This is a genomic window from Blautia sp. An81 (assembly GCF_002161285.1).
In the GTDB taxonomy this organism is placed as follows: Bacteria; Bacillota; Clostridia; order Lachnospirales; family Lachnospiraceae; genus Blautia; species Blautia ornithocaccae.
Genome location: NZ_NFHH01000011.1, coordinates 105,801 through 131,856 on the forward strand (window position 1 = coordinate 105,801; position 26,056 = coordinate 131,856).

22 protein-coding genes and 2 pseudogenes are annotated in these 26,056 nt (G+C 40.8%); 12 read left to right on the top strand and 12 right to left on the bottom strand.

Features of this window, described 5'->3' with window-relative positions:
- Window positions 1-48: 48 nt before the first annotated feature.
- The 4 genes from B5G33_RS11225 to B5G33_RS11240 form a co-directional block, all read right to left on the bottom strand.
- A complete protein-coding gene (locus B5G33_RS11225) occupies window positions 49-642 on the bottom strand; it encodes a TVP38/TMEM64 family protein (RefSeq protein WP_087417712.1) in 594 nt (197 codons plus the stop codon).
- Entirely contained in the window at window positions 612-1,721 is a 1,110-nt protein-coding gene (locus tag B5G33_RS11230; RefSeq protein ID WP_087417713.1) for a glycosyltransferase family 4 protein, read from the bottom strand. Before B5G33_RS11230 ends, B5G33_RS11225 begins: the two co-directional genes overlap by 31 nt.
- A 4-nt stretch (window positions 1,722-1,725) precedes the next feature.
- Entirely contained in the window at window positions 1,726-3,018 is a 1,293-nt protein-coding gene (locus B5G33_RS11235) for a glycosyltransferase family 4 protein (protein WP_087274708.1), read from the bottom strand.
- Window positions 3,019-3,202: 184 nt separating this feature from the next.
- Window positions 3,203-4,708, bottom strand: coding sequence for a 4Fe-4S dicluster domain-containing protein (locus tag B5G33_RS11240; protein WP_087274706.1), 1,506 nt, complete (start codon window positions 4,706-4,708; stop codon window positions 3,203-3,205).
- Window positions 4,709-4,889: 181 nt separating this feature from the next.
- Between B5G33_RS11240 and B5G33_RS11245 the strand changes: the two genes are divergently transcribed.
- Complete coding sequence (locus B5G33_RS11245) at window positions 4,890-5,648, top strand: TraX family protein (protein ID WP_087274704.1); 759 nt, start codon at window positions 4,890-4,892, stop codon at window positions 5,646-5,648.
- A gap of 9 nt (window positions 5,649-5,657) precedes the next feature.
- Here the strand turns inward: B5G33_RS11245 and B5G33_RS11250 are convergent, their stop codons facing one another.
- The 7 genes from B5G33_RS11250 to rho all read right to left on the bottom strand — a co-directional run bounded on the left by B5G33_RS11250 (window position 5,658) and on the right by rho (window position 13,202).
- Window positions 5,658-6,332 (bottom strand): acyltransferase, encoded by a 675-nt coding sequence (locus B5G33_RS11250; protein WP_087274701.1) that lies wholly within the window; start codon window positions 6,330-6,332, stop codon window positions 5,658-5,660.
- A gap of 91 nt (window positions 6,333-6,423) precedes the next feature.
- Window positions 6,424-8,478, bottom strand: a complete 2,055-nt coding sequence (locus B5G33_RS11255) for a DNA topoisomerase (protein ID WP_087417714.1) — start codon at window positions 8,476-8,478, stop codon at window positions 6,424-6,426.
- 18 nt (window positions 8,479-8,496) lie between these two features.
- Entirely contained in the window at window positions 8,497-9,567 is a 1,071-nt protein-coding gene (gene prfA / locus B5G33_RS11260) for a peptide chain release factor 1 (RefSeq protein WP_087417715.1), read from the bottom strand.
- Window positions 9,560-10,417, bottom strand: coding sequence for a peptide chain release factor N(5)-glutamine methyltransferase (gene prmC / locus B5G33_RS11265; RefSeq protein WP_087417716.1), 858 nt, complete (start codon window positions 10,415-10,417; stop codon window positions 9,560-9,562). Before prmC ends, prfA begins: the two co-directional genes overlap by 8 nt.
- Before the next feature lies 1 nt (window position 10,418).
- A complete protein-coding gene (locus B5G33_RS11270) occupies window positions 10,419-11,396 on the bottom strand; it encodes a DUF1385 domain-containing protein (RefSeq protein ID WP_087417717.1) in 978 nt (325 codons plus the stop codon).
- Window positions 11,397-11,454: 58 nt separating this feature from the next.
- Window positions 11,455-11,658: a 50S ribosomal protein L31 gene (gene rpmE / locus B5G33_RS11275; protein WP_087274691.1), complete on the bottom strand. Its 204-nt coding sequence runs from the start codon at window positions 11,656-11,658 to the stop codon at window positions 11,455-11,457.
- A gap of 137 nt (window positions 11,659-11,795) precedes the next feature.
- The gene (gene rho, locus B5G33_RS11280; protein ID WP_087274689.1) at window positions 11,796-13,202 is read right to left on the bottom strand and encodes a transcription termination factor Rho; all 1,407 of its coding nucleotides are present in this window, start codon (window positions 13,200-13,202) and stop codon (window positions 11,796-11,798) included.
- Window positions 13,203-13,528: 326 nt separating this feature from the next.
- Between rho and B5G33_RS11285 the strand changes: the two are divergent.
- The 10 genes and pseudogenes from B5G33_RS11285 to B5G33_RS11335 all read left to right on the top strand — a co-directional run.
- A pseudogene (locus B5G33_RS11285) lies at window positions 13,529-13,666 on the top strand (helix-turn-helix domain-containing protein); the annotation flags it as partial.
- Between the two features lie 412 nt (window positions 13,667-14,078).
- Window positions 14,079-14,574, top strand: a pseudogene (gene dfrF, locus B5G33_RS11290) (trimethoprim-resistant dihydrofolate reductase DfrF).
- 260 nt (window positions 14,575-14,834) lie between these two features.
- On the top strand, window positions 14,835-15,491 hold the full coding sequence (locus tag B5G33_RS11295; protein ID WP_002303420.1) for a hypothetical protein: 657 nt from the start codon (window positions 14,835-14,837) through the stop codon (window positions 15,489-15,491).
- Between the two features lie 181 nt (window positions 15,492-15,672).
- The gene (locus B5G33_RS11300) at window positions 15,673-16,203 is read left to right on the top strand and encodes a dihydrofolate reductase family protein (RefSeq protein ID WP_002303421.1); all 531 of its coding nucleotides are present in this window, start codon (window positions 15,673-15,675) and stop codon (window positions 16,201-16,203) included.
- A 545-nt stretch (window positions 16,204-16,748) separates the two neighbouring features.
- Window positions 16,749-16,991 carry a DUF3781 domain-containing protein gene (locus B5G33_RS11305; protein WP_002587847.1) on the top strand — a complete coding sequence of 81 codons (243 nt, stop codon included), beginning with the start codon at window positions 16,749-16,751 and terminating at the stop codon, window positions 16,989-16,991.
- Window positions 16,988-17,458, top strand: coding sequence for a GyrI-like domain-containing protein (locus tag B5G33_RS11310; protein WP_002303261.1), 471 nt, complete (start codon window positions 16,988-16,990; stop codon window positions 17,456-17,458). The genes B5G33_RS11305 and B5G33_RS11310 overlap by 4 nt, the downstream gene beginning before the upstream one ends.
- A gap of 127 nt (window positions 17,459-17,585) precedes the next feature.
- A complete protein-coding gene (locus B5G33_RS11315; protein WP_002323151.1) occupies window positions 17,586-18,800 on the top strand; it encodes an XRE family transcriptional regulator in 1,215 nt (404 codons plus the stop codon).
- A gap of 988 nt (window positions 18,801-19,788) precedes the next feature.
- On the top strand, window positions 19,789-19,998 hold the full coding sequence (locus tag B5G33_RS11325; protein WP_002303258.1) for a hypothetical protein: 210 nt from the start codon (window positions 19,789-19,791) through the stop codon (window positions 19,996-19,998).
- Window positions 19,999-20,109: 111 nt separating this feature from the next.
- Window positions 20,110-21,723: a recombinase family protein gene (locus tag B5G33_RS11330; protein WP_002323152.1), complete on the top strand. Its 1,614-nt coding sequence runs from the start codon at window positions 20,110-20,112 to the stop codon at window positions 21,721-21,723.
- 70 nt (window positions 21,724-21,793) lie between these two features.
- Window positions 21,794-22,411, top strand: a complete 618-nt coding sequence (locus B5G33_RS11335) for a hypothetical protein (RefSeq protein ID WP_204247379.1) — start codon at window positions 21,794-21,796, stop codon at window positions 22,409-22,411.
- A gap of 173 nt (window positions 22,412-22,584) precedes the next feature.
- On the opposite strand, the gene uidA is transcribed toward B5G33_RS11335, so the two are convergent.
- Window positions 22,585-24,402, bottom strand: a complete 1,818-nt coding sequence (gene uidA, locus B5G33_RS11340) for a beta-glucuronidase (RefSeq protein WP_087417720.1) — start codon at window positions 24,400-24,402, stop codon at window positions 22,585-22,587.
- Window positions 24,403-24,649: 247 nt separating this feature from the next.
- On the opposite strand from uidA, the gene B5G33_RS11345 reads away from it, so the two are divergent.
- The gene (locus B5G33_RS11345; RefSeq protein WP_087417721.1) at window positions 24,650-25,879 is read left to right on the top strand and encodes a helix-turn-helix domain-containing protein; all 1,230 of its coding nucleotides are present in this window, start codon (window positions 24,650-24,652) and stop codon (window positions 25,877-25,879) included.
- Window positions 25,880-26,056: the final 177 nt, after the last annotated feature.

Consider the following 26,056-nt stretch of genomic DNA (forward strand, 5'->3'; position numbering starts at 1 on the left):
TTTAGCGTACATGAAAAGGTATCCGTTAAACACTGCACTCCCTTTTATCTAGAGAAAATGCTGTATAAGCTGGGTAATGCTGGTAAGTCCCAGACTATACAAAAATATGGAACCTGGCTTTCCCAGAATAATGATAAGAGTAAATTTTCTCAGAGTCATTTTCGTCAGACCTGCAATATAGCACAAAAGATCATCAGGAGCCACCGGGAAGAAAATAGCGGCGGCAAAAGCCTTGTCAAAGGCTGTTCCCTTATCCAGCCAGCCAATATATTTCTTGTAGTTTTTCTCTCCGATCATATGCTGAACAAAGGATTTTCCATATCTTTTAGAGAGTACAAAGGCCAGTATGGAGCCCATGGAAATTCCCACATAATTATATACAAATCCCCATACCGGACCGAAGATCAAAACGCCGCCCAGACAGCCGATAGCTCCCGGAAGTATCGGTATCACCACCTGGACGCACTGAATAAGCACAAAGCACACCGGCGCCCACAGTCCGAACTTTCCCAGAAAAGCCTCCAGAGACTCTGCTGAGACAAAGATTCCTGTGCGGATACCATACCAGATAAACAGAGCCATAGCCGCCAGTCCTAAAAGGGTACATATATTTAAATATACTGCTGTTTTTTGTTTTCCCATAAAACTACTCTCCTGTTTGGGGCATCCCCTCTGTTTTTTTCTCTCTTCCTTGCCTGTTCTTCCTGAAAAATTTTCTCATAGAAACTCTCCCACATATTTCCCACATGTTCCCGGCTGTAAAATTTGTGTCCGGTAAAAGCAAGTTCTGCATTTTTCTCATAGAATTGCCGATTCTCTTTCAGTTTTTCCAAAGTCCTGATAAACATTTCCTGGTCCTGTCCCCGGAGGACATAATCAAACAATATGGGCTGATAGATATCCAGATCCCTGACCAGGATAGGGATACCGCAATTCATAGCTTCCAGGATTGTCATAGGAAACAGTTCTTCATAAGAGGGAAGGAACATCACATCTGCCATATTATAAATCTGGTTCATTTCTTCCCTGTCTACCAGTCCCAGAAATTTTACGTTTTCCGGAAGGTTTTCCATTCTGGCTTTAATTTCCTCGTACCCCTCAGAAATCTTTCCGAAAGAAAAGCCTCCTGCCCACACAAACTGACACTCCGGCATTTTTTCTGCCACATCCAGGAAATCAAAGACTCCTTTTCTTCTCTGCAGCTGTCCTGCACACAATATTGTAAAGGCCTCTGGGCGGATTCCGTATTTTTCTCTGGCCTTCCTCTTTTCTTCCTTTCCAAGAGGATAAAAATTCTTTTCTGACACTACATTGGGAATATAAGTAACTTTTTCACTGGGAATTCCATAATCTGCCAGCTTGTCAATAAATACTGGATTTACTGTCACCAGATAATCCATTCTCTTATAAAAAGAAATCATATATTTATAAAAAATATTCTTGGCAAACCTGGGAAGGGAAATGCTGTTTTCCACAGTTTCCGGAAGGAAATGTACATACCCCACCAGGGCTCCCTGTCTCCTTCTCCAGAAAGCAGACAGATAGAATTCCGGATTTATGGAATGGTAATGGGTAATCTCACTGGCTTCCCTGGAGTTTTCCCTAATCAGAGCTCTGTCTTTCATCACTTCTCTGGCCAGCTCTACCTGTTCATCATGGGCGGAAAGAACGCCCTGCCCCTTGACCATATCTGCTTTTGACAACATATTAATCCGTTTCATTCAATCAGGCTCCTCTCTTCATAATGCCTCTTGTCCAGACTTCGGAAAGGGATTTCCATCTGCCTCTGAATCCTGGCGTTCTTTCTTCTGATAAAAGTTCCTGGTGTCTGTCTTTTTCCTGTTCTTCTATGACTCTTCTGTAGATCCCTTCTGCAGCTGTACAGAAATTCCATGTAGAATATAGGCTGGAAATTTCCTGTCCTCTCCGTCCCATTTCCAGACGCCGTTCTTCCTGTTCCAGAATATAGTTCAAATGCATTTTAAAATACTCATAGCCTTCATACTGAAAACCGTTATATCCGTCTGTGATCACCTGGCTGAGACATTCATCTTTTCTGCAAAGTGCAGGAAGGCCGCAGGCCAGAGCCTCTATGTAAGTAATACCCTGGGTTTCGCTGCTGGAGGCGCATACGAAAACATCTCCCAGCTTATAATATCTGGCAACCTCATCTGGGGCAATCATTCCGGTAAATACGACCTGGTCTGTAATCTGAAGGTCCTTTGCTCTCTCTTCCAGATTTTCTCTGTCCGGCCCATCCCCTGCAATAAGAAATGTAAGATTTTTCCCTGCTCCTTCTCTAATGAGTCTGGAGAAGTATTCCAGCAGCTCTTCCAGATTTTTTTCTTTTGCCAGTCGTCCTACGCTGACCAGAACTTTATTCTCCAGAGGTATTCCCAGTTTTTTCTTCATGGCATTTTTCTCTTCTTCAGAAACCGGCTCTTTGAACCTGCCAAGGTCAATTCCTGTAGGCATTACGGCAACAGGTTCTTCCACGCCGTATTTTTTCAGGATATTCTCTACCTTACTGGTTGGAACAATGACCTGGCTGGTCTTGCCCAATACCATTTTCGAAAAGCATGCCACTGCTTTTTTCTCTATTTTCGCTCCGGTTTTATACTGAGATAATCCTCCTGGAAGATAGTGGATATAGTCCTCATAAACTGTGTGATAAGTATGTACCAGAGGACACTGGCATTTTCTGCTGATTTTTGCAGCATAGGAAAAGGTCATAAATTCGCACTGAGAATGAACAATATCTGGCCTCCACCAGATCAGCTCCTGAATTAAAGGCTCTGTATGAGGAAGGACTGCTCTGGCATTTGGGTATATTTTTTCCAGGTTTAAAGATTTAATATAGTAAACGCCTTCCTCCACGTAAGATTTATAATTTCTGGATAAGGTAAGAACCCTTACCTCATGTCCTCGGTTTTCCAATTCTTTTTTCAAATTTATTACGGAAGTCACAACACCATTTACCACAGGCTTGTACCAATCTGTTGTTAATAATATCTTCATAAAGGTTCCCCCTTTTCTTTTTCTTAATCTATGTATTATGGTAATGCATAGACTTAAAGAAAAGAGGTGACCAAACTTAAAGATTTTCTAAAGATTTTAAAAGAAAGAGCCTCGGTCTTGTAAGAAATCTGTTAAGAATTCCTACATTTCCAAGGCTCTTTCTTAATTTTTCTTTGAGATTTTATCAGTCCAGTTCAATTTCTGCCAGTTCTGCTGGTGGAAGCTGTCTGGAAGAATTGGCTTTATATTTCTTCAGCTCTGCAGAGGCTTTGTTCAAAGGCGCTATAGTTCCTGCTCCTGCCATACAGCCCCCGGGGCAGCCCATGCCTTCGATCATGCAGCCTTTAATTTTTCCTGCTTTTGCCTGCATAAGAATCTTTTTACACTCGTCCAGGCCTTCTGCATGTTCAATGTGTACTTCTACTTCCGGATAGTACTCACGGAGACAGGCCTCAATAGCGCTGGACACACCTCCTGCCACAGCATAACCTCGTCCTGCTGCTGTAGCATTATGGAAGGAAGAATCTCCTTCACATTTAGCAGGGTCAATTCCCTTTGCTTCAAACATACCAGCCAGCTCTTCAAAAGTAATTACAAAATCCACATCGCTCCGTACGTCAGTCCTGGAAGCCTCCAGCTTTTTAGAAGCACAGGGGCCGATAAAGACCACCTTAGCATCCGGGTACTGCTTTTTAATGGTTCTGGCAGTAGCCACCATAGGCGTCAGCTCCTGAGAAATATTTCCCGTCATATCCGGGAAGAAATGCTTGGCCATCATGATCCAGGACGGACAGCAGGAAGTCAGGAGGAAAGGCAGTTCTCCGGTACTTACCTTTTCCGCATAGTGATGAGCTTCTGAGGCAGCGCCAATATCCGCTCCCAGCGCCACTTCATAGGCTTCTGCAAAGCCCATTTCCAAAAGAGCCGCTTTCAGCTTTCTGGGCGTTACCTCTGCTCCAAACTGGCCTACAAAAGCCGGTGCCACTTCTGCAATAATCTGTTTTCCCTCTTTCAGGGCGTGAGCCAGCTGAAAGATCTGAGATTTATCAGAAATTGCTCCAAAAGGACAGTTCACCATACACATACCGCAGGAAACACATTTTTCATTATTGATCTTTGCTCTTCCCAGCTCGTCGCTTTCAATAGCATTGACACCGCAGGCCCTGGCACAGGGCCTTTCTTTCTTTGCGATGGCGTCATAAGGGCAAACAGATTTACATTTCCCGCACTTAATACATTTTTCCTGATCAATGATAGATTTTCCTTTAACGATGCTGATGGCTCCCTTAGGACAAACCTCCTTACAGGGATGGGCCACACAGCCCCGGCACATATTGGACACCTCATACATTTTCGGCTCGCAGGCGTCACAGGCGGAGGGAATCACCTGCATGAGAGGCGGCTCATAATACTTTTCGTCAATATTGCTGGCTTCCAGCCCTGCTGTAATATGTACTGCCGTATTCTCTGGTCTCAGGGACATGCCCATTGCCAGACGCACACGTTCGCTGGCTACTGCCCTCTCACGATAGATACTTTCTCTGTAAGTAGCTCTCTCCTGGACGATATGATAAGGAATCGCCTCAATATCTGCTACCAGTGTTTCCGGCTCAGACTCAAATCCCACCCTGGCAATCTCTTTGAACACCTTGCGGCGGATTCTTTTCACATTTGTATCTAATCCTCTCATCTGTCATTACCCTTCCTTTCTTTTTATCACTCAATATGATACCCAGAATTTTTCCAGTTTGCAAGAAATTGCAGGTATTTTATTTCATACAAAAGCTCTATGTGTTATAATTTTTCTTAATTATACAAAAATATTACAGGACCTTCCAAAAATTTTACGGGATGTTCCGGAAAGGAATTCTATGTTTGCTTATAAATCTGTTTTTCAGGGCAAAAGCCTGCTTCCCCCAGTCTTTACCGGAAGCACATTAAAATTATTTGCTCTTATTTTCATGCTCATCGACCATATAGGCGCAGTAATCCTGGAGCACGGAGTAATCTATTCCTATAATAATCAGCTGCCTACAGCCCTCTCCTATTCTGCCAGTCTTTTCTGCTCTCAGATTGACCAGGTGCTGAGAGGCATTGGACGACTGGCTTTCCCGATTTTCTGTTTTCTGCTGGTAGAAGGATTTTTTCACACCTCCAACAGAAAAAAATATGCCTTCCGGCTTTTCCTCTTTGCTCTGTTCTCAGAAATTCCCTTTGACCTGGCCTTTAACAGCAGTATTCTGGAGTTTTCCTACCAGAATGTAATGTTTACTTTGCTTTTGGGTCTTTTGACGATATGGGGCATGGAAAAAGCCCGTTTTATCCATCCTCTCCTGCCCATTCTTCCTGCAGCTGCAGGGATTTTCGCAGGCTGGATTTTTCAGGCAGACTATGACTGGAGAGGCATTGTGCTGATTATCGTCCTCTATGTCTTCTATCAGTATCCTCTGGAAAAGACCGTTGCAGGATGTCTCTGTCTTCTCTGGGAGCCTCTGGCCTGCCTGGCTTTCATTCCTCTGAATATGTACAATCACAAAAAAGGACAGGGGATGAAATATCTTTTCTATCTCTTTTACCCTGTCCATCTGCTGATACTATTTTGTATCCGATATGCGATTTTTCAAATCTGAAACTTTGATTTAATCGTTGATTTTTTCTACCACTTCATTCTGATTTTTGTAAATACTGTGGGAGGGGACTACTCCTCTCACAGAAGAAAGAGGATAGATATTCGTATGGCTGCCTACTACAGTCCCTGGATTCAGTACAGAACCGCAGCCCACCTCTACTTCGTCACCCAGCATGGCGCCGAATTTCTTCAGTCCAGTCTCCATACGGACTTCTTTTCCTTTTACAACCACCAGCTTTTTATCAGATTTCACATTGGAAGTAATAGAGCCTGCTCCCATATGGGATTTATAGCCTAAGATAGAGTCTCCCACATAATTGTAATGGGGCACCTGAACCTTATCAAAAAGAATCACATTTTTCAGCTCTGTAGAATTTCCTACAACAGCCCCTTCTCCCACCAGAGCATTTCCCCGGATAAAAGCACAGTGACGTACTTCTGCATCTTTTCCGATGATAGCCGGTCCGTTAATGTAAGCTGTAGGAGCTACTTTTGCAGATTTTGCAATCCACACATTCTCCCCTTTTTTCTCATACTCTTCTTCACTTAAAGTATTCCCCAGTTTTACAATAAATTCGCTGATACAAGGCAGCACTTCCCAGGGATAGGTTTTTCCCTCTAAAAGTTCTTTTGCCAGAGTTTTACTTAAATCGCTGTAAAGCTCACTGATTTTTAACTGTTCCATTTTTCAACCTGCTTTCTTTTTGGACTTTTCTCTACTATTTTACTATGCCGGCAGGATTTTTCCAACTAAAATATATATCTTTTCTCTAAGCTTATTTTTTCCCTTCGGTTTTCGTCTTTTTGCTTCCTGACCCTGCTGCTGTTTTTTTATAGAAGCCTGCCGCTTTGTCAAAATACTGCCGCAGGGCAAGCTGGTTCCGAAGGTCCATAACTCCCTGGGTCCGCTTTCTGATAAAATCTTCCAGCTTCACCATATACTCTTCTGAGGTAATGCTTCCCTCTGCCACATAAGTCAGTCCCTTCTCCCAGCTGGCCGTAAGCTCTGGGTTCAAAAGAGAACGAATGGAAGCATTTACCACATCAAAAATCATTTCTCCGAGTAAGGTAGGAGTGATCACCTGGGTCTTCTTATTCAGGGCCAGATATTTAATGGTGATAAGCTTTTTTAAAATCTCTGCTCTGGTAGCACTGGTGCCAATGCCGCTGCCCTTAATCTGAGCTCTCAGCTCCTCGTCTTCAATAAGCTGTCCTGCATTTTCCATAGCCAGGATCATAGAACCGGAAGTGTATCTTTTGGGAGGCGAGGTCTCTCCCTCCTTTATGTAAAATTCCTTTATCGGAAGAGTGCTTCCCTTTTTCACTCCCTTAAGCAGTTCCAGAAAGGCAGTATCTTCTGTCTGCTCTTCCTCCTGGACTTTCTGTCCTGTCTCTTCTTTCTTATTCTTTCCAAAAGAATATCCGGTAACCTTCAGATATCCCTCGGAAACCAGCACCTTAAAAGAAGAATACAACCGCTCCTTTTCAATCACAGATATAAGGCTGATCTTCTGATAAACCGCAGGGGGATAAAAAATACTCAGGAATCTCCTTACGATTACTTCATAGACTCTGGCTCCCTGAGGAGCCAGACTTTTCAGAGCTCCCAACCCCTGGCCTGTAGGGATAATAGCATAATGGTCTGTAATCTGCTTATCATTTACATACCTGGTTTTTGCTATATTCTTATAGCTGCCCTGTTCCAAAATCTCTCCTGCAAATTCCCTTGCATGTTCATAGTTCAGAAGTCCTCTGATATTTTTGGATATCTCCTTTGCCACTGCCGTTGACAGCACTCTGGCATCAGTTCTGGGATAAGTCACCATCTTTTTCTCGTACAGCTCCTGAACGATCCTCAGCGTCTCGTCTGGGCTCAGCTTAAACAGACGGGAGCACTCATTCTGAAGCTCTGCCAGGTTAAACAGAAGGGGAGGATTTTTATTCTCCTTTTTCTTCTCAATCTTCTCTGCCACTGCTGTAAGAGGAGAATTTGCCGACAAAATCTCCAAAAGACTCCGGGCGTCTTTTTCCTCTTTAAACCCATTTTCCTTATAAAGCAATGGGGACTGAAAATACCGGCTTCCTTCCACAGCCCTCCATTCCCCCTCAAAGGTATGGCCTCCCAGGTCAAATTTTCCCAATACCCGGTAGAAAGGCGTTTTCACAAATTCCCGGATTTCCCGCTCTCTGCGGACTACCATTCCAAGGACACAGGTCATAACCCTTCCCACAGAAATCGCCTGGTATTTGGTCCCCAGATAAGAGGACACTGCATTTCCATATTTCAGGGAAAGAAGTCTGGAAAAATTAATTCCCATAAGGTAGTCTTCCTTTGCCCTCAGATAGGCAGAAGCAGAAAGGTTGTCATACTCATGGATATCCTTTGCCTCCCGGATGCCCCGGAGGATTTCCTCTTCTGTCTGGGAATCAATCCACACTCTTTTCTGGTCTTTATCCTTTACATGGGCCATCATGGCTACCAGACGGTAGATATACTCTCCCTCCCGCCCGGAGTCTGTGCAGATATAGATAGTCTCCACATCCTTCCGGTTGAGAAGGCCGCTGACAATATCAAACTGTTTCTTTACTGCCGGTATGACTTCATATTTAAATTCCTTTGGCAAAAAAGGCAGAGTCTCCAGGCTCCACCTTTTCAGCTTCTCATCATATTTTTCCGGGTAACTCATTGTGACCAGATGACCCACACACCAGGTAATCACTGTATTTTCTGATTCCAGATAACCGTCATATCTCTGGGTACGCACCTTTAGGGCCTTGGCGAATTCCTGGGCCACACTGGGTTTCTCTGCTATAAATAATGATTTGCCCATAAAAGCTCCTCTTTTTGACTATTCGTTCATGTTGGCAAGTTTTGCCGTTTGGTCCGCGGCAATAAGATGATCTATAATTTCCTGAAGATCACCGCCAAGGACAGAATCCAGTTTATGCAAAGTAAGTTTAATCCTGTGATCTGTCACGCGGCCCTGAGGGAAATTATAAGTCCGGATTTTCTCAGATCGGTCTCCCGTTCCCACCTGACTCCTTCTGGCCTCTGCCTCCTCGTCATGGCGTTTCTGCAGCTCCATGTCATAGAGACGGGAGCGAAGGATCTTCAGGGCCTTATCCTTATTTTTAAGCTGAGACTTCTCATCCTGGCAGGAAATAACGATTCCTGTAGGAATATGGGTAAGACGTACCGCAGAGTCTGTGGTATTTACGCACTGTCCTCCATTTCCGGAAGCACGGAAAACATCAAACTTACAGTCATTCAAATCCAGCTGGAAATCAATTTCCTCTGCTTCAGGCATAATAGCCACCGTAATGGTAGATGTATGGATACGTCCGCCGCTTTCAGTCTCAGGCACACGCTGTACCCGGTGAACGCCGCTTTCATATTTCAGCTTTGAATATGCTCCCTGTCCATAGATCATAAAGGTTACTTCCTTAAAACCGCCGATGCCGTTTTCATTCAAAGTAAGCATCTCGGTTCTCCACCTCTGGGACTCAGCGTATTTCACATACATCCTGTAAATCTCCGCTGCAAAAAGGGCAGCCTCGTCTCCTCCTGCTCCTGCACGGATTTCCACGATAACGTTTTTCTCATCATTAGGGTCTTTGGGAAGGAGAAGGATCTTCAACTCATGCTCCAGCTCCTCAATCCGCTTCTTAGCCTCAGACAGCTCTTCTTTCAGCATTTCCCGCATCTCTTCATCAGACTCCTCTTCCAGCATGGAAAGGCTGTCCTCTACGGTCTGCTTACAGTCCCTGTATTCTTTATATGCAGCCGCAATAGGCTGAAGCTCACTCTGTTCCTTCATCAGTTTCTGAAACCTTGCTGTGTCATTGGCCACAGTAGGCTCATTCAGTTCATTTAATATTTCTTCAAGGCGTACTAAAATGTCATCTAACTTATCAAACATATCTTTCCTCCTGATTTTTTCTTCCTGTTACTACTCTGTCCAGGCCGGCCAGGTCCTTTACTGTCCGCACCTGTATATATCCTTTTTCTTCCATAAGAGAGGCTACTTCCTCTCCCTGGTCATATCCGATTTCAAAGGCAAGAAGCCCTCCTGGCTTTAAATGCTCCCCTGCCTGATTCAAAATCTTTCTGTAAAAAAACAGTCCGTCCTCATGGCCGTCCAGGGCCATATAAGGCTCATAGAGCCTGACTTCTTCCATCAGTCCCTGTATCACCGAAGTCCGGATATAGGGGGGATTGGAGACAATGGCGTCATACCTTCCCTTAATCTTTTCAAAAAGATCACTGCAGATCCATCGAGCCTTTGCCTGACAGTCCTGGCCATTTCTTCTTGCCACGGCTAATGCTTTTTCTGACAAATCTACTCCTGTGCCTATGGCTTTCTCCCGATTTGCCAGGATACTCAGGAGAATACACCCGCTTCCAGTACACATATCCAGAATCTCCAGTTCCCGGTCTGTGGGAAGTTCCTTCAGCACTTCTTCCACCAGGGTTTCTGTATCTGGCCTGGGAGCCAGAACATTCTCATCCACATAGAACTTCATTCCGTAAAAATAGGCTTCATTGGTAAGCTGCTGAAGAGGAATGTGCTCTCCTCTCTTCCTGATCAATTCCCTGTAAGCCTTACTTTCCTGGTCTTTTACCGGCTCTTCTTCATGGATAAAATACCAGCTTCTGGAAATCTTGCACACATACTCCATAAGGAGCCATGCATCCAGATGGCTGTTTTCAATCTTCTTTTCGTTCAGATATTTTTTACCAAAATCCAGCAGTTCTCTGTAGCTTTCCATATCAGGGCTCCTCAGGGATTTCCGTCTCAGGGAAATTTTTTCTCAGATAATCTTTCCAGTCAAAGACCGCCTCCACTGCTGCAATAGCCACTTCTGTCATATCTGGCGTAGGTTCTTTAGTAGTCAGCTTCTGAAGGGCCAAACCTGGTTTTGAAAGAAAAGCCACGGCAGAATTATCACTGCTTCCCGCCAGCCGGATAAATTCATAGGAAATCCCGGCAATAGCCGGCACCAGAAGAATGCGGATAACAATTCTCAGCCACATAGCCTTTACAGGAACCACTGCAAAGAAGCCGATAAAAAAGATAATACTCACAATAATTACAAAAAAGAGAAAACTGGTCCCGCATCTCTTGTGGAATCTGGAGCTTTTCATCACATTTTCCACTGTCAGGGGCAGCCCATGTTCCACGCAGTTAATACACTTATGTTCAGCTCCGTGATACATAAAGACTCTCTGTATATCCTCCATTTTAGATATGAGAACCATATAGAAAAGAAACAGCAGAATCCTTACCACTGCCTCAGCAATGGTTACAATGGTTTCCGTAGCCCCTACCCGGTGAAGAAGACTGGCGATCAGATAGGGAAGAACCATAAACAGGGCTATAGAAAAGACTACAGAAAAACAGACTGTCAGGGTCATCAGCACCTTGTCTTCTTTTTCCTTTTTTGCCTCTTCCTTTTCCTTCTCTTCTCCCTGAAGGTTCTTTCTCTTCAGATAGTCCTCTTCCTCTTCAAAAAAGGTGGCAGAATACATAAGGCATTTGGTTCCTACCACCAGAGAATCTATAAAATTAAATACTCCTCTTATAATGGGAAGACTCAGAATCTTTTTATTTTTTATGATACTCTTATAATCTTCCACCTTAATTTCAATCTCTTTGTCAGGCTTGCGTACTGCCACAGAATAAACATCTCCATGGCGCATCATGATGCCTTCCATTACCGCCTGTCCGCCGATATTCGATGATTTCATTCTTTCCTCCAAACGCAATAAGAGGCTGAAGTCCGAAAACCTCAACCTCTTCTACATCTTATTTATTCATGCCGTATTTTCTGTTGAACTTATCGATACGTCCACGGGCCTGTGCAGCTTTCTGCTGTCCTGTATAGAAAGGATGACATTTGGAGCAAACTTCTACGCGCAGCTCAGACTTTGTAGAACCTGTCTTAAATGTATTTCCACAGTTGCATGTCACTGTACATTCCTGATAGTTTGGATGGATTCCTTCTTTCATTTTTTTCACCTCTTCTATAGTTTGATAATTTATATTGTTTATGCGTTTTCCAATTTCAAACAGCTCATAAATTGTAACATATATTCCCCTCAAATGCAAGTCCCAACATAAAAAACTTACAGGGTAATCCGGGCGCTTTAAATAATCCTCTGTTTCTTGATCATCTGGACAAATTCTCCATTATCCCTGGTTCTTGCAAACATGTTCAGAATGTTCTCTGTAGCCTCCTCGGACTTCATACCATTCAAAGCTTTACGCATAATCTCTGCTGCTTCCAGTTCATCAGAAGTCAGAAGCAGGTCTTCCCGTCTGGTTCCGGATTTGGCAATATCAATGGCCGGGAATACCCGTTTCTCCTGAAGCTTTCTGTCCAATACCAGCTCCATATTACCGGTTCCCTTAAATTCCTCGTAAACCACATCGTCCATCTTACTTCCTGTGTCTACCAAAGCTGTAGCCAGGATGGTCAGGCTTCCGCCCTCTCTCATATTTCTGGCAGCGCCGAAGAATCGTTTTGGCATATGGAGAGCTGCCGGGTCCAGACCGCCGGAAAGTGTACGCCCGCTGGGTGATACTGTAAGGTTATAAGCTCTTGCCAGTCGGGTGATACTGTCAATAAAGATAGTAACATCTTTTTTATGTTCTACCAGACGTTTTGCTCTCTCAATGGTCATCTCTGATACTCTTTTATGGTGTTCCGGAAGTTCGTCAAAGGTAGAGTAGATAATCTCTACATTCTTGCCCTTAATGGTCTCCTTCATATCGGTTACCTCTTCCGGTCTTTCGTCAATAAGAAGGATGATCAGATGCATTTCCGGATTGTTCCGGAGAATAGATTTTGCCGCATCCTTTAAAAGCGTAGTCTTTCCTGCCTTGGGGGGAGATACGATCATTCCCCTCTGTCCTTTTCCGATAGGACTGACCAGGTCTGTAATCCTCATAGCCATACTTCCGCCTGGACGCTCCAGATAAAGCCTTTCATTTGGGAAAATCGGGGTCATATCCTCAAAGTTCATTCTCTGCATTTCGTTGGCCTTAAATCCGTTAATATATGTTACATACAAAAGAGCAGAAAATTTCTCATTCTGGCTTTTTACTCTGGTATTTCCCTTTAAAATATCTCCAGTCTTCAGGTTAAATCTCCGAATCTGAGAAGGGGATACATAAACATCATTGTCACCGGGAAGATAGTTATCACTGCGGATAAATCCATATCCGTCTGGAAGCACTTCCAAAATACCAGTTACGCTCTGGCCGCTGTCCAGTTCAGACTGTTCCATAGGCGCACGTACGGCTCTTCCTTCCTGGCTCTCTTCCTTTTTATGTTCCTCTCTCCTGGACTCTTCTTTCTTATAATCCTCTCTCTTGCTTTCTTCTTTTTTATGCTCCTCTTTCTTTTCCGCCATTTTCTTGTCTTTCTCATCTTCCTGGAGCATACGTTCCACTAATTCGCTTTTTTTCAGCGAAGAGAGTCCTCTCATTCCTCTGGCTCTTGCAATCTCTTTCAATGCCCCTAATGACAGGGATTCATACTTTTCTCTCATTCTAAAATCCTTTCTTTATATTCACAAATAATCGTACTTTCAACTAATATCATCTGGAATTTATAGTCAGAACTGACATGACATTTTGTTTGAGAAATATAAATATCGTAGGGTCTTATCCATACTTTTGCATATTCTACCATAATTTGAACGATTTGGCAAATAAAATATTGGCTGGATGCATAGGTCCGGAAACGGCCTTTTGTAAGATTCTACCGCTGGTTTACCCGGTTTTTCCGGTATTTTCTGACTCTACCCTCTCTCGGTTGCACATATTTTTCTCTGGTTATATACTGTTTTTATAGATACAGAGGAGGTTACTTGATATGTACGAATTAGACCGGGAAAAATTCGGCAGTTTTATTGCACGATTAAGAAAAGAAAAAGGGTATACACAAAAAGAACTGGCTGAGAAATTATCTATCTCGGATAAAGCTGTAAGTAAATGGGAAACAGGTGTTTCCCAAACAAAAAGATATTAAGAAACAGCCCATGTTTACCTGCTTGCAAACAAAAGAATATTGCTACTAGACTAAGAGATACTACATAAGTGTGTTGGTATCTCTTTTTTGTTGCCGTGAAACAGCAGACTATTTCATTTCTGCTTGATTACCTTAAAACTTATTAGTCTATGGTTTGTCAAGGGCTTGTTGCGTGAGAAATGCTGAATATCACCCTTTACAAAACATAGGCTGATAAGTAACTTTTCAAAAGCAGAAAAGAAATGGCAATGCTTATAACAATATGATATAATGCAGATGAAGACAAAAAAGGAATTTGTCGAGCTGGTTAGTTCGAGATAATTTTGAGTTTGTTAAGATGTGGTGCACTTGATGGAATCACAGGTACGACATCATATTATGGAGGATGAAATAGATGATAGGTTTGATTGTTGCGAGGTCAAAGAATAATGTTATAGGCAAGAATGGTAATATACCATGGAAAATAAAGGGAGAACAAAAGCAATTTAGAGAGTTAACAACGGGTAATGTGGTTATTATGGGGCGAAAGTCTTATGAAGAAATCGGTCATCCGTTGCCTAATAGAATGAATATTGTTGTTTCCACCACAACAGAGTATCAAGGAGATAATTTAGTTTCAGTTAAATCATTAGAAGATGCATTATTATTGGCTAAAGGACGAGATGTATACATATCTGGTGGATATGGACTATTTAAGGAAGCTTTGCAAATAGTAGATAAAATGTATATCACAGAAGTAGATTTAAATATTGAAGATGGAGATACATTCTTTCCAGAATTTGATATCAATGATTTTGAAGTTTTGATAGGGGAAACACTTGGTGAGGAAGTGAAATATACGAGAACATTTTATGTAAGGAAAAAATGAATTGAGTAAATTTTGGATTTAGGGTGTTTTCATAAATATATTGCTTTTTATGCATATATAAATTGTTGTAAGACAAATTCCAGTTGAACCAAATCGCTGCGCGATGGCCTGCCAAGGCTGTGGCGCAGCGATTTGGTTCAATTGGTAAAAATCGGTGTGCAGTCCAGAGGAATGGGCAGATACATTCTAAATGTAGTCTGCTTTTTCCTCTGTCCTGACGCCGATTGTTTACGAAATAATTTGTATGGGGCGATAAAATCAGAATTTGAGAGAGTATTGAATATGAATAAGGAATGGTCTGAACTTAATAAAACAATGCAGGCACAAATAAAAAAGAAAGATACTTATAAGAGGGGTATTGATACTTTACTTACTTTACGAAGTCAGTTAATACAAACCTTAGTATCTTTCAAAGAAGAATTATGCAGAGAAGATTTTAACTCAATCCCCTTCATAAACGCTGATGGTTATCATAGTAAGACGATTGCTTATTCTATTTGGCATATTTTCCGCATTGAAGATATAGTTGTGCATACAGTGATAAATGAAGATGAACAAGTATTTTTTGCAGGCAATTATCAAGAGCGTATCAATTCACCTATCATTACAACAGGAAATGAACTCATGAAACAGCAGATTGCAGACTTTTCAAAACAGCTTAATCTGGAAGAATTATATTTATATATTTTCGAAGTATGGGAAAGCACTGAGAAAATGCTTGAACGGTTATCTTATGATGAATTGAAAAGAAAAATACCGAAAGAAAGAAAAGGATACTTAGAATCGTTGAATGTAGTAAACGACAATGAAAAAGCAATTTGGCTGATTGATTATTGGTGTAATAAAGATATTTGTGGACTAATTCAAATGCCGTTTTCAAGACATTGGATTATGCACACAGAAGCCTGTTTGCGTATAAAGAACAAGATACATTCATAGGCAAAAATTTCAGTTTGTAGAACTAAGGAAATTGGAATTTAAGGAGGAATAAAGTATGGTTAGTGATTTTATAAGAGCAGCATTTCCATGGATTTTAATGGGTTTATTTGTAGCAATCAGTTGTTCCCTTATGAGTAAAAAAGAGAAATAAATTCCTGTTTGTATTTATAAAAGAGAAAAAATGAGAAAAGTAGTTTTATTTATTGCCATGAGCCTTGACGGATATATTGCGGACGGTAATGGTGGAGTAGCTTGGCTAAATGGTCATGGAAATGACAATGAAAACATCGACACTTATACAGAATTTACCAAAGATATAGATACTGTCTTAATGGGGTGGAATACTTCTCATCAGGTTGTTACTGAACTTTCTCCGCAAGAATGGGTATATAATAAATTTACAACTTATGTATTAACACATAAAGAGTGCAATTCTTCCCAACAAATTCATTTTACAAGTGAAAATCCTGTTTTATTATTGGAACGGCTAAAACAAGAAGCAGGAAAGGATATTTGGATTTGTGGCGGAGCAAATCTTGTTCAGCAGTTGGTAAGCAAAAATATGATTGATAAATATTACATTTCTGTTATTCCTACTCTGTTAGGAAATGGGGTTCGTCTTTTGGGCAACATAGACAGGGAAATAAAGTTAAGGCTTTGTAAAACACAGACTTATAACGGAATAACCGATTTGATTTATATGCGTAGATAACTAGAGAGAAACAGAAAAGCTGTTAAACCGACGGAGCGATCCGACCACGTTGGCGGGAAAATCCTTAAGATTTTTCCGCCATGCTTGCAAGGGGGCGGTTCGCTTCGGCGGTTCGGCGAGCTTGCGAGCCGTTCAAAGCCCCCGTTATCTAACAAGGGGGGCACAAAAAACAAGAAACACTATACACTAACAAGCGGAAAACGCTGTATTTATAAGGCAAAACCCCATTTTTACAGTAGTGATATAAATTGTACCTATATCACTATGAAAATTGAATAGTAAATATGAGAAAGACAGTTGATTTCAAAAAATAAGAAATTGATTGTCGTTTTCTTTTGCAGAAATTTAAGTGCAGGCAATTATGGTAGTTGTCGTAATTGCTGTCAGCTCAGTGTTTATCACTGATGGTGTGAAAGATTTACGGTTGGAGATGTTCAATAAGATTATTGGTGCTTAATTATTTTTATTGTAGTGCTGATATGAGAATGTTATAATTGGGGTATAAAACATACAAATAAATTTGCTGAAAAATGAGGTATCAAAATATGGAAAATGAATTACTGGAAAACTTAGGAAGACTTCACACAACTGAACTTGGCGTTATTAGAATTAAAAAGAACTTATCTTTGAATGTAGAAAATGTAATTGAATGGTGCAAAGAAAAAATTAGCCTTTCTAATGCGGAAATCACAAGAAAAGGAAAAAACTGGTATATAACGATTGATAATTGTATTATAACGGTAAATGCGTACAGTTATACCGTTATCACTTCTCACAAGGTAAAATGATAAATTTTTCTATAAAGGAATTAAACGCATTTGCAGTTATTGGGCAGGAAGTAGAACTGACTAATTATCAAAAAAAGAATATTCAGATTAGTACACAGTTTTGGAGAAAGTTTAACAGTAGTTTGAAAAAAGCGTATCTTTCACAATCAGGAAATTGGGTAAAATATGCTTTTATGGAAAGAAGAAATGGAAAACTTTATTATTTCTGTTCTATTCCCCAAAGAACCATTACCCCAGAGGGCTTTCTGTATAAAGAAATACCGTCTTATAAATATTTGGTTGTGGAGCATATTGGTGCTATGGATAAAATATATGAAACTTATGGCAAGATTTATGAAGAAATTATTCCTAGTACATCGTATATTCCTATAAAAGATATTATCCTACACTTTGAAAAATACGATTATCGTTTTCATTGGAATAGTGATAATTCAGTTATTGAAATTTGGATACCTATTCAAGATTAGAAGCAATTTTATATCCATACACACAAAGCAGTTAGTCTTAGGATTGACTGCTTTTTCTATACAGATTTTTAATGACAGGCAATTATCAATTATGGTAGTTGCCTTTTTTGATTGGAGGAATTGAAGAATGAATGATAAAAACTTTATTGAAGAACTAAGACAAAAGCGTGAGGAATACGGAGTAACACAAACAAGGCTTGCTGTTGCCTGTGGTATCAGCCGTGAATATTACAACCGCATTGAAAAAGGAAAACAGCCATTGAATGACGAATTAAGAGAAATCATAGAAAAACAGATTGAGCGTTTCAATCCGCAAGAACCACTATTCTTATTGATTGATTACTTTCGTGTCCGCTTTCCTACTACGGACGCATTGGCGATTATCCGTGATGTATTACAACTGAAATCTAATTACATGCTTTATGAAGATTATGGAAAATACGGATATGAAAGCAAATATGTACTTGGCGACATCAATATCATGTGTTCCATGCAGGAGCATTTAGGTGTTTTATTGGAACTGAAAGGCAAAGGCTGTCGGCAAATGGAATGTTATCTACTGGCACAGGAACGCTCATGGTATGACTTCATGCTGGATTGTATGACGGCTGGTGGTGTGATGAAACGGCTTGATTTGGCTATCAATGATAAAGCAGGAATATTGGATATTCCAAAGTTAAAGGAAAAATACAAGGCTGGCGAATGTATCTCCTACTTCCGTATGCAGAAAGATTACAGCGGTACAGAAAAATGCGGTAGCGATTTACCAAAGAATACAGGAGAAACCTTATATCTCGGTTCAACAAGTAGCGAATTATATATGTGTGCTTATCAGAAAAATTATGAGCAGTATGTCAAGAATGGCACAGAAATTGAAGATACGGAGATTAAGAACCGTTTTGAAATACGCATGAAGAACGAACGAGCCTATTATGCGGTTGTAGATTTACTGACCTATCGGGACGCTGAACGCACCGCTTTTTCTATCATCAATCATTATGTCCGCTTTGTTGACAGAGAGGACGACAAGCCAAAAAGTCAATGGATAACAAATGATGATTGGGCATGGTTTGTAGGGGAAAACAGAGAGCCGATACGCTTAACCACAAAGCCAGAGCCTTACACTTTACAAAAAGCGTTGCATTGGCTACAAAGACAAGTCGCACCAACCATAAAAATGGTACAGGCATTAGACAGAGAAAATCGTACAACGATACTGAAAGATATGATTGAGCAGGCAGAACTAAAAGACAAGCATAAACATTTATTACAATTAGAGAAATCAACCATAGAAGAACGTATAGATACCGCTGTTCCACAAGAGAATGACGGTATTTTTTAATGTAATTGAAAAATTTCAGATTTAGTCAGCAAAGAGCTGTTTTCATTCCCTATGTGAAGTGAAAGAAGAAAAATAAATTTTTTATTAAATCTGCAACAAAATGGCTACTTGCGTACAGATATGGTGCGAGAAAAGGAAATCTAAACTTTTTTTGAAAATAGGTCATTAAATCGGGGCTTGCTGTCCCTATATGAAGTGAAAGAAGAAAAAAGTTTTGAAAAAATGACGGAAATTCGTGATTAGTGGACAGTCTTCTGTGAAAAGAGGAAAAACATCATCATTTTGTATTCAAACAGGCATTAGCAGTTGAGTGTTGATGTGAAAAGATGAAAATACTTTGTTCTCAACTTAACAATTTAAGGTTTCCGTTCCCTATATGGTGCAAAGAAAATATTTCATTCTATTGTTGGCAGTAACGGTATGGTTTGGGTAGTTAGGGTGTGAAAAGGAAAATATTCTTTTTTCATCATCAACTTAGCAAAATGACATTTTCTATCCCTATATGGTGCATGAAAAGAAGTTAAAATTTTTCCATTTAAACTTAGCAAATGGACGTTTGCTGTACAGATAGTAGTGAAAAAGGAGAAAATCAACCGTTGATTGCCAAAATGAACCGTTCCATTTGTACTAATAATGGAAAAAGTTTTGGATTTTGGTTACGTTTCTCCTCTTTTCCAACGCGATATATAGGAAAGACGATTTTTTTCTTTCAATCGTTCTTTGACAACTGAATAAAGTAATTCAATACGTTTGACAGACAGCTAGCCGTTGAAACAAATACGCCACGACCTTTCCCCTGCAAGAGCGAGCGAAAACCTATTTGTGTTCTTGTAAAAGATTTGTCCTCTTTTATCGCCATGACCTGTACTGTCAGATAATGATACTCCCGTACAGCCACAGCTTGAGCATTAAGAGCGTCGCACGCAATGGGTACGGCTACATAAGAACTATGCAGAGGTGGAACTCCTGTGGGCTATGACAAAAGCCGTTGAATTGCTTAGAAAGATTTTACAGAAAGGGGGTATGTGTTATTGATAATGCTGTAAAAACAATTCAAAAGAAAAATGGCAAGTGTGGCATTGGCAACAGAGGAAAGACAAAGATTGTAGTAAAAGAGCATTTTTCCGAAAAGGGCAAAACAATGGAAGAACTTCTAACTGATGTCATGCTGGAAAAAGCAAAGCAGACAATCGCATAAAATCGGTGCAGTTGTAAGAAATAGATTGAATGACAAAAAGTACCCGTGTTATACTTTACTTGCAAGCAGGTATTGTAAACACGGGTTAGTTATAAAGGAGGATAACTGACAATGAAACAACAGATTTACAATACTGCACTTTATCTTAGGTTAAGCCGAGATGATGAATTACAGGGCGAAAGTTCCAGCATTACCACACAGAGAAGTATGTTGCGTTTATATGCAAAAGAACATCATTTGAATGTCATTGATGAATATATTGATGACGGCTGGTCGGGAACAAATTTTGACAGACCGAGTTTTCAAAGAATGATTGAGGATATAGAGGCAGGAAAAATCAACTGTGTTGTAACGAAAGACCTTTCCCGTCTTGGCAGAAATTATATTATGACAGGACAATATACAGAATTGTATTTCCCTAGTCATAATGTCCGCTACATAGCGATTGATGACGGTGTAGACAGCGAAAAAGGCGAAAGTGAGATTGCACCATTTAAGAACATCATCAATGAATGGGTGGCAAGAGATACAAGCCGTAAAGTCAAATCAGCATTTAAGACAAAGTTTGCGGAGGGGGCTCATTACGGTGCTTATGCTCCGTTAGGATATAAGAAACACCCTGACATCAAAGGAAAACTGTTGGTTGATGATGAAACAAAATGGATTATTGAAAAAATCTTTTCCCTAGCCTATCAAGGTTACGGAAGTGCAAAAATCACAAAGCAGTTAAGAGCAGAAAAAGTTCCGACAGCGTCATGGCTAAATTTTACAAGATACGGTACTTTTGCACATATCTTTGAGGGAAAACCCGAAAGTAAGCGTTATGAGTGGACGATTGCTCATGTCAAGGCGATATTGAAAAGTGAGGTTTATATCGGAAACAGTGTTCACAATATGCAGTCTACGGTATCGTTCAAGAGCAAAAAGAAAGTGCGTAAGCCCGAAAGTGAATGGTTTCGAGTAGAAAACACTCACGAGCCGATTATTGACAAGGAAGTGTTCTATCGTGTGCAGGAGCAGATAAAATCAAGACGCAGACAGACAAAGGAAAAGGCAACGCCGATTTTTGCAGGGCTTGTCAAGTGTGCGGATTGTGGTTGGTCTATGAGATTTGGAACGAATAAGACAAATAAAACGCCTTACAGTTATTATGCTTGCAGTTACTACGGGCAGTTTGGCAAAGGTAATTGTTCTATGCACTACATTCGTTATGATGTGCTGTATCAAGCCGTATTGGAACGCTTGCAGTATTGGGCTAAGGCAGTACAGCAGGACGAAGAAAAGGTATTGAACAAGATACAGAAAGCTGGCAATGCAGAGAGAATACGGGAAAAGAAGAAAAAGGCAAGTACATTGAAGAAAGCCGAGAACAGACAAAATGAGATTGACCGTTTATTTGCGAAAATGTATGAAGATAGAGCCTGTGAGAAGATAACAGAGCGAAATTTTGTGATGTTGTCCAGCAAGTACCAAAAAGAACAGATAGAACTGGAACAGCAGATAACAAGCCTAAGAGAAGAACTAAGTAAAATGGAACAGGATATGATAGGTGCTGAAAAGTGGATTGAGTTAATCAAGGAATATTCCGTACCAAAGGAACTGACAGCACCATTATTAAATGCCATGATAGAAAAAATCCTCATACATGAAGCAACAACGAATGAGGATAACGAAAGAATACAGGAAATTGAGATATATTACCGATTTATTGGAAAAGTTGAGTAATCAACAAGAGTAATATTTTTAACTAAGGGAAACCGGAAAAAGTCTTCCTGACATCTCTCTCCTGGTTCCTTTGGCAGATATTATGGAAGTTACGGTAACAGAACTGTTAGAGGCCCGCCGGATAGAGGGGACCCAGATTACTGCTGTTCCAGTAGAAGACATGGTAAAAAAGGCTTTGACCTATTCTGAAGAAATCCAGAAGAAAAATACCCGGCAGAAAGTTAAGCATTGTATCCTTTGCGGAGCGGGGATCCTGGCCGGTCTTCTGGAAATCTTGGGACTGGTTCTTCTTACAAAAGACACTGATTTTCTTTCCCGCTATAGCTCTGTTTTTGGCCTGGAAGGTTTAAGTATTCTGTTTGGCATCTATTTCTGGATATTTGCCAAAGAAAAAATTCCTTCTTTTTACGATGAAAATAAATTAAATTTCTACAGTGACGGTATATTTCGGATAAATATGCCGGGGCTTCATTTTAATAACCGGAACTGGCCTTACATAGTCCGTGTTTCCCGCCTGGGAATGCTGGCCCTTATGATCCTGTGTCCCTTGGTTTATTTTATTCTCTATTTCATTGCTTCAACCTTTTCTTCTGCAGATATGGTATTTGCAGGGCAGTTTATTATCCTGTTCATCTTCCTGGGAAGTGTTTTTATTCCCCTCTATGTTGTTGGGAAAAAGTATGAGTAAGTGACGGTTGGCAGACATAGACAATAGACTATGTCTGCCAACTGTCTGTTATTATAAAAAATCCGGCAGGGCTTCTCTTTTTAAGGAGAATCTCCTGCCGGATTTCCGTCATTCATCATAATTCCATATTCAAAATATGAAAGCACTCCATAAGAAATATATCTTCTGATATTTTAGTTCTTATAGCCCAGTGGAAGGCTTTCCCAACGCTCTTTTAATTTGTAGGCAATATCCTTTGGCTGGCGCTGACGTGTGAACACACCTTTCTTATTGCCGTTGACACGCATAATTCCCTCTGTTGTCTGGAAATCAGCAAAGTTCCAGATCTGCTCGCCTTTGATAAAATCATAGGAATCAAAGACTTCATTATTCATTTTCAGATACTCAGCCTGGTATTCCTGGCTCCACATAACAGAAGGCAGCTTATGTTCTGAGCCAAGGGTATCTGCACCGTACTCTGTGAAAATAAAGGGTTTATTCAAATTCAGAGCTTTCCATGCATCCATTTCTTTACGGAACAGCACTTCTGCAGTGGAAATGTCATATCCGCCGCTTACATACCATCCAAAGTAGCGGTTTAATGCAATAATATCGCTGAAGTTATAGCACTTACATTTGTCTGGTGTGGAATTCATTACCAGTGCAAAAGTACGGGGACGCTTCTGAGGATCCAGTTCCCGGGCTCTGTCAAATACTTCTTTAAAGTACGGAACAGCCGCATCACTTGTTGTCTCAGGCTCATTTAAAAGACTCCATGCGACAACGGAAGGATGATTTTTATCTCTTGTGATCATCTCCTCTACAGCACGCAGATGGGCCTGAAGCAGTACCGGAGTAGTCTCTTTCTCAAAGAAAGCAGTTGCCTTTCCGGTACTTGCCTCCATAAAGTTCATAAGGCTTTCGAACAGACCTACAGCTGGAACTTCATCAATGATAAGGAAACCTTCTCTATCTGCCATCTGATAGATTTCTTCGCTGTATGGATAATGAGAAGTACGGAAGGAGTTAGCTCCGATCCATTTCATCAGCTCAAAATCTCTCTTCATTACACCGATGTTGAATCCCCGGCCTACAATATCGCTGTCTTCATGTTTACCGAATCCTCTTAAATATACCGGCTCTCCATTCAGAAGAATGCTTGTTCCTTTTACTTCTACTGTACGGATTCCGATTTCCTGGGTATACTCATCCAGAATCTCATCTTCATCCATGATGCGGACTACCATCTGATACAGATAAGCATCTCTTACTTTCCACAGACGGGCATTCTTTACTTCCAGAACTCCTTCTTTTCCTTCACAGCTGGCAACTTTCTGTCCTTCTTCATCAAGAAGTTCAACAGTTACAGGATGATCACCTGTTGTTTTCACTGTGTAAGACACCTTGGCATCTGAACCGCAAAGTTCATTAACCGTCTCAATGTCAAATACAGATTCCTTTGGCAGTGCTGTCAGCCAGACAGATCTCTGCAGACCTGAATAGTTGAAAAAGTCAAAATATGGCTTGCACATTTTCTTTCCTGTAGGAAGTGTAACAGTCTGTCCGCAGGGGATATTTGTAACGGTAAGTTCGTTGTTAACCTTTACAACTACTTTATTGTAAGCATTATAGCGGACAACCTCTGTTACATCTGCACAGAATGGCAGAAATCCTCCTTCATGCTCAGCAACCTTGGTTCCGTTAACAAATACAACGGCTCTGTGAGTTGCAGCTCCAAAGCGGAGAAGGACCTGTTTACCGCTCCACTCTCCAGGAACAAACATATCCTTTTCATACCAGAAATCTCCTGCATATTCTCTGATATCTTTCTCTGTATAGAAATCCTGGAAGCTGGCTGGTACCGGGATCATTTCTTTTCCCGGAATGCCTTCCTGCCATTTTTCATTCTCTCCGGCAGATTTCTCATCCAGGCAGAATTTCCACATACCGTCCATTGAAACAACCCGACGTGACACCGTTTCGCGGGGATACAGCATTGAATAGTTAAGCATTCTATATTACCTCCTGATCCTATTTTACAAACAGCATTCTATTTTAGCTGTCTCAGCTCCTGCTGTTCTCTTTAATGAAAAGTATAAAGCATTTTCCTTGCTACAGTGAGGAAAATTTTTAGAGATTTCCGCATATTTTTTATCCATTCTTGAAATTTTGTAAAAATTATATGATAATAGAAAAAAGTTCCTTGTTCATTCATACCCTCCGTGTACAAGAGTACCTTGAGAAAGGAGATGACCTGAAATGACTTATCAAGCTGAGTTAGAATTCTTCAAAAAGCTGCTGAAAAATTTTCATCTTGCCTATGTAATCATTACACCGGACATGAAAACACTTCCAGAGCCATCCGCCGGAATATACCGGCTCTACACCTGCTGCGATGACTATATGAAAGATTTCTGGGAAAGGGCGGATAAATATAAAGATAATGTAATATACCGGATTAATTCCATATGTATGTACCGGTATCTCTTCTTCCGTCTTCCAGATACAGATGAGCCGCAATTCATGCTCATCGGTCCTTATGTGCTTACAGGAATTTCCCAGAAAATGGTTTTGGAAACCGCAGAGTATATTTCTCTTCCTGAAGAACATTACCATCGTCTGCAGCAATTTTTAATAGGGCTTCCCCGGATTTATGATGAAAGCGTACTTCTTTCTATGCTGAATGTATTTGGAGAGAGAATCTGGGGAAGTATTGACAACTTCCGCCTCCAGGATGAAAACAGCAGGATTACTATTGATTTTAGCGCTGAGGGTTATGCCCAGTATGATGAAGAATACGAAGAGCCACAGCAGCTCATGAAAATACTGGAAGAACGATATAATGAAGAAAACAGCCTGATCCAGGCGGTTGCAAGGGGACAGACTCACAAAGCAGAAGCTTTCGTAAACGGCTTTAATATCCAGGGAATAGAACACCGGATACCGGATCGGTTGAGAAATGTAAAAAACTATATGATCATCCTGAACACACTTTTGCGGAAGGCAGCTGAAAGTGCTGACGTGCATCCCATACATATTGATAAACTCTCTTCTGAATTTGCCCACAGAATAGAGCAGATTACCTCTGAATCTGGAATGAACACTTTATCCAGAGAAATGGTTCGGAAATACTGTCTGCTGGTAACCAACCATTCTATGAAAGACTACTCCCTATTAGTCAGAAAAGTCCTGACACAGATCGACTTGGATCTGACTGCAGATCTCAGTCTGAAAGTCCAGGCAAAGGCTCTGGGAGTCAATGCCAGCTATCTCTCCACTCTCTTTAAAAAGGAAACAGGAAAAACATTGACCGAATATGTAAATGGGAAAAGAATCGAATATGCCATCTTCCTTCTGAATTCCACCCAGCTGCAAATCCAGGCCATTGCCCAATACTGTGGAATCTCAGATGTAAATTACTTTACAAGACTGTTCAAAACAGCTGTTGGAAAAACACCTAAAGAATATCGGGATAGTATTTATATATAGGCAGAGCTGTTCGGAACCGTATGTAGAATCCTGAATGGATGCATAAGAAAAGCAGGAGAGGTAGTGTAAAAAACTTTGTGGCTTTGGTAAAAAATGGCTCCTTTTTGGTAAGAATTACAGATATGACAATTCTTATCGAAAAGGAGTTTATTTATGGCAGTAGCAAAAGACCAAATC

Bases quoted from the DNA above. Each gene is read 5' to 3' on its own strand.
- B5G33_RS11225 (WP_087417712.1), bottom strand. From the start codon at position 642: ATGGGAAAACAAAAAACAGCAGTATATTTAAATATATGTACCCTTTTA.
- B5G33_RS11345 (WP_087417721.1), top strand. From the start codon at position 24,650: ATGACTTATCAAGCTGAGTTAGAATTCTTCAAAAAGCTGCTGAAAAAT.
- B5G33_RS11230 (WP_087417713.1), bottom strand. From the start codon at position 1,721: ATGAAACGGATTAATATGTTGTCAAAAGCAGATATGGTCAAGGGGCAG.
- prmC (WP_087417716.1), bottom strand. From the start codon at position 10,417: ATGGAAAGCTACAGAGAACTGCTGGATTTTGGTAAAAAATATCTGAAC.
- B5G33_RS11295 (WP_002303420.1), top strand. From the start codon at position 14,835: ATGAATAAGGAATGGTCTGAACTTAATAAAACAATGCAGGCACAAATA.
- B5G33_RS11245 (WP_087274704.1), top strand. From the start codon at position 4,890: ATGTTTGCTTATAAATCTGTTTTTCAGGGCAAAAGCCTGCTTCCCCCA.
- B5G33_RS11255 (WP_087417714.1), bottom strand. From the start codon at position 8,478: ATGGGCAAATCATTATTTATAGCAGAGAAACCCAGTGTGGCCCAGGAA.
- B5G33_RS11315 (WP_002323151.1), top strand. From the start codon at position 17,586: ATGAATGATAAAAACTTTATTGAAGAACTAAGACAAAAGCGTGAGGAA.
- B5G33_RS11270 (WP_087417717.1), bottom strand. From the start codon at position 11,396: ATGAAATCATCGAATATCGGCGGACAGGCGGTAATGGAAGGCATCATG.
- B5G33_RS11235 (WP_087274708.1), bottom strand. From the start codon at position 3,018: ATGAAGATATTATTAACAACAGATTGGTACAAGCCTGTGGTAAATGGT.
- B5G33_RS11330 (WP_002323152.1), top strand. From the start codon at position 20,110: ATGAAACAACAGATTTACAATACTGCACTTTATCTTAGGTTAAGCCGA.
- uidA (WP_087417720.1), bottom strand. From the start codon at position 24,402: ATGCTTAACTATTCAATGCTGTATCCCCGCGAAACGGTGTCACGTCGG.
- rpmE (WP_087274691.1), bottom strand. From the start codon at position 11,658: ATGAAAGAAGGAATCCATCCAAACTATCAGGAATGTACAGTGACATGC.
- B5G33_RS11310 (WP_002303261.1), top strand. From the start codon at position 16,988: ATGATAAATTTTTCTATAAAGGAATTAAACGCATTTGCAGTTATTGGG.
- B5G33_RS11305 (WP_002587847.1), top strand. From the start codon at position 16,749: ATGGAAAATGAATTACTGGAAAACTTAGGAAGACTTCACACAACTGAA.
- B5G33_RS11300 (WP_002303421.1), top strand. From the start codon at position 15,673: ATGAGAAAAGTAGTTTTATTTATTGCCATGAGCCTTGACGGATATATT.
- B5G33_RS11250 (WP_087274701.1), bottom strand. From the start codon at position 6,332: ATGGAACAGTTAAAAATCAGTGAGCTTTACAGCGATTTAAGTAAAACT.
- prfA (WP_087417715.1), bottom strand. From the start codon at position 9,567: ATGTTTGATAAGTTAGATGACATTTTAGTACGCCTTGAAGAAATATTA.
- B5G33_RS11240 (WP_087274706.1), bottom strand. From the start codon at position 4,708: ATGAGAGGATTAGATACAAATGTGAAAAGAATCCGCCGCAAGGTGTTC.
- rho (WP_087274689.1), bottom strand. From the start codon at position 13,202: ATGAGAGAAAAGTATGAATCCCTGTCATTAGGGGCATTGAAAGAGATT.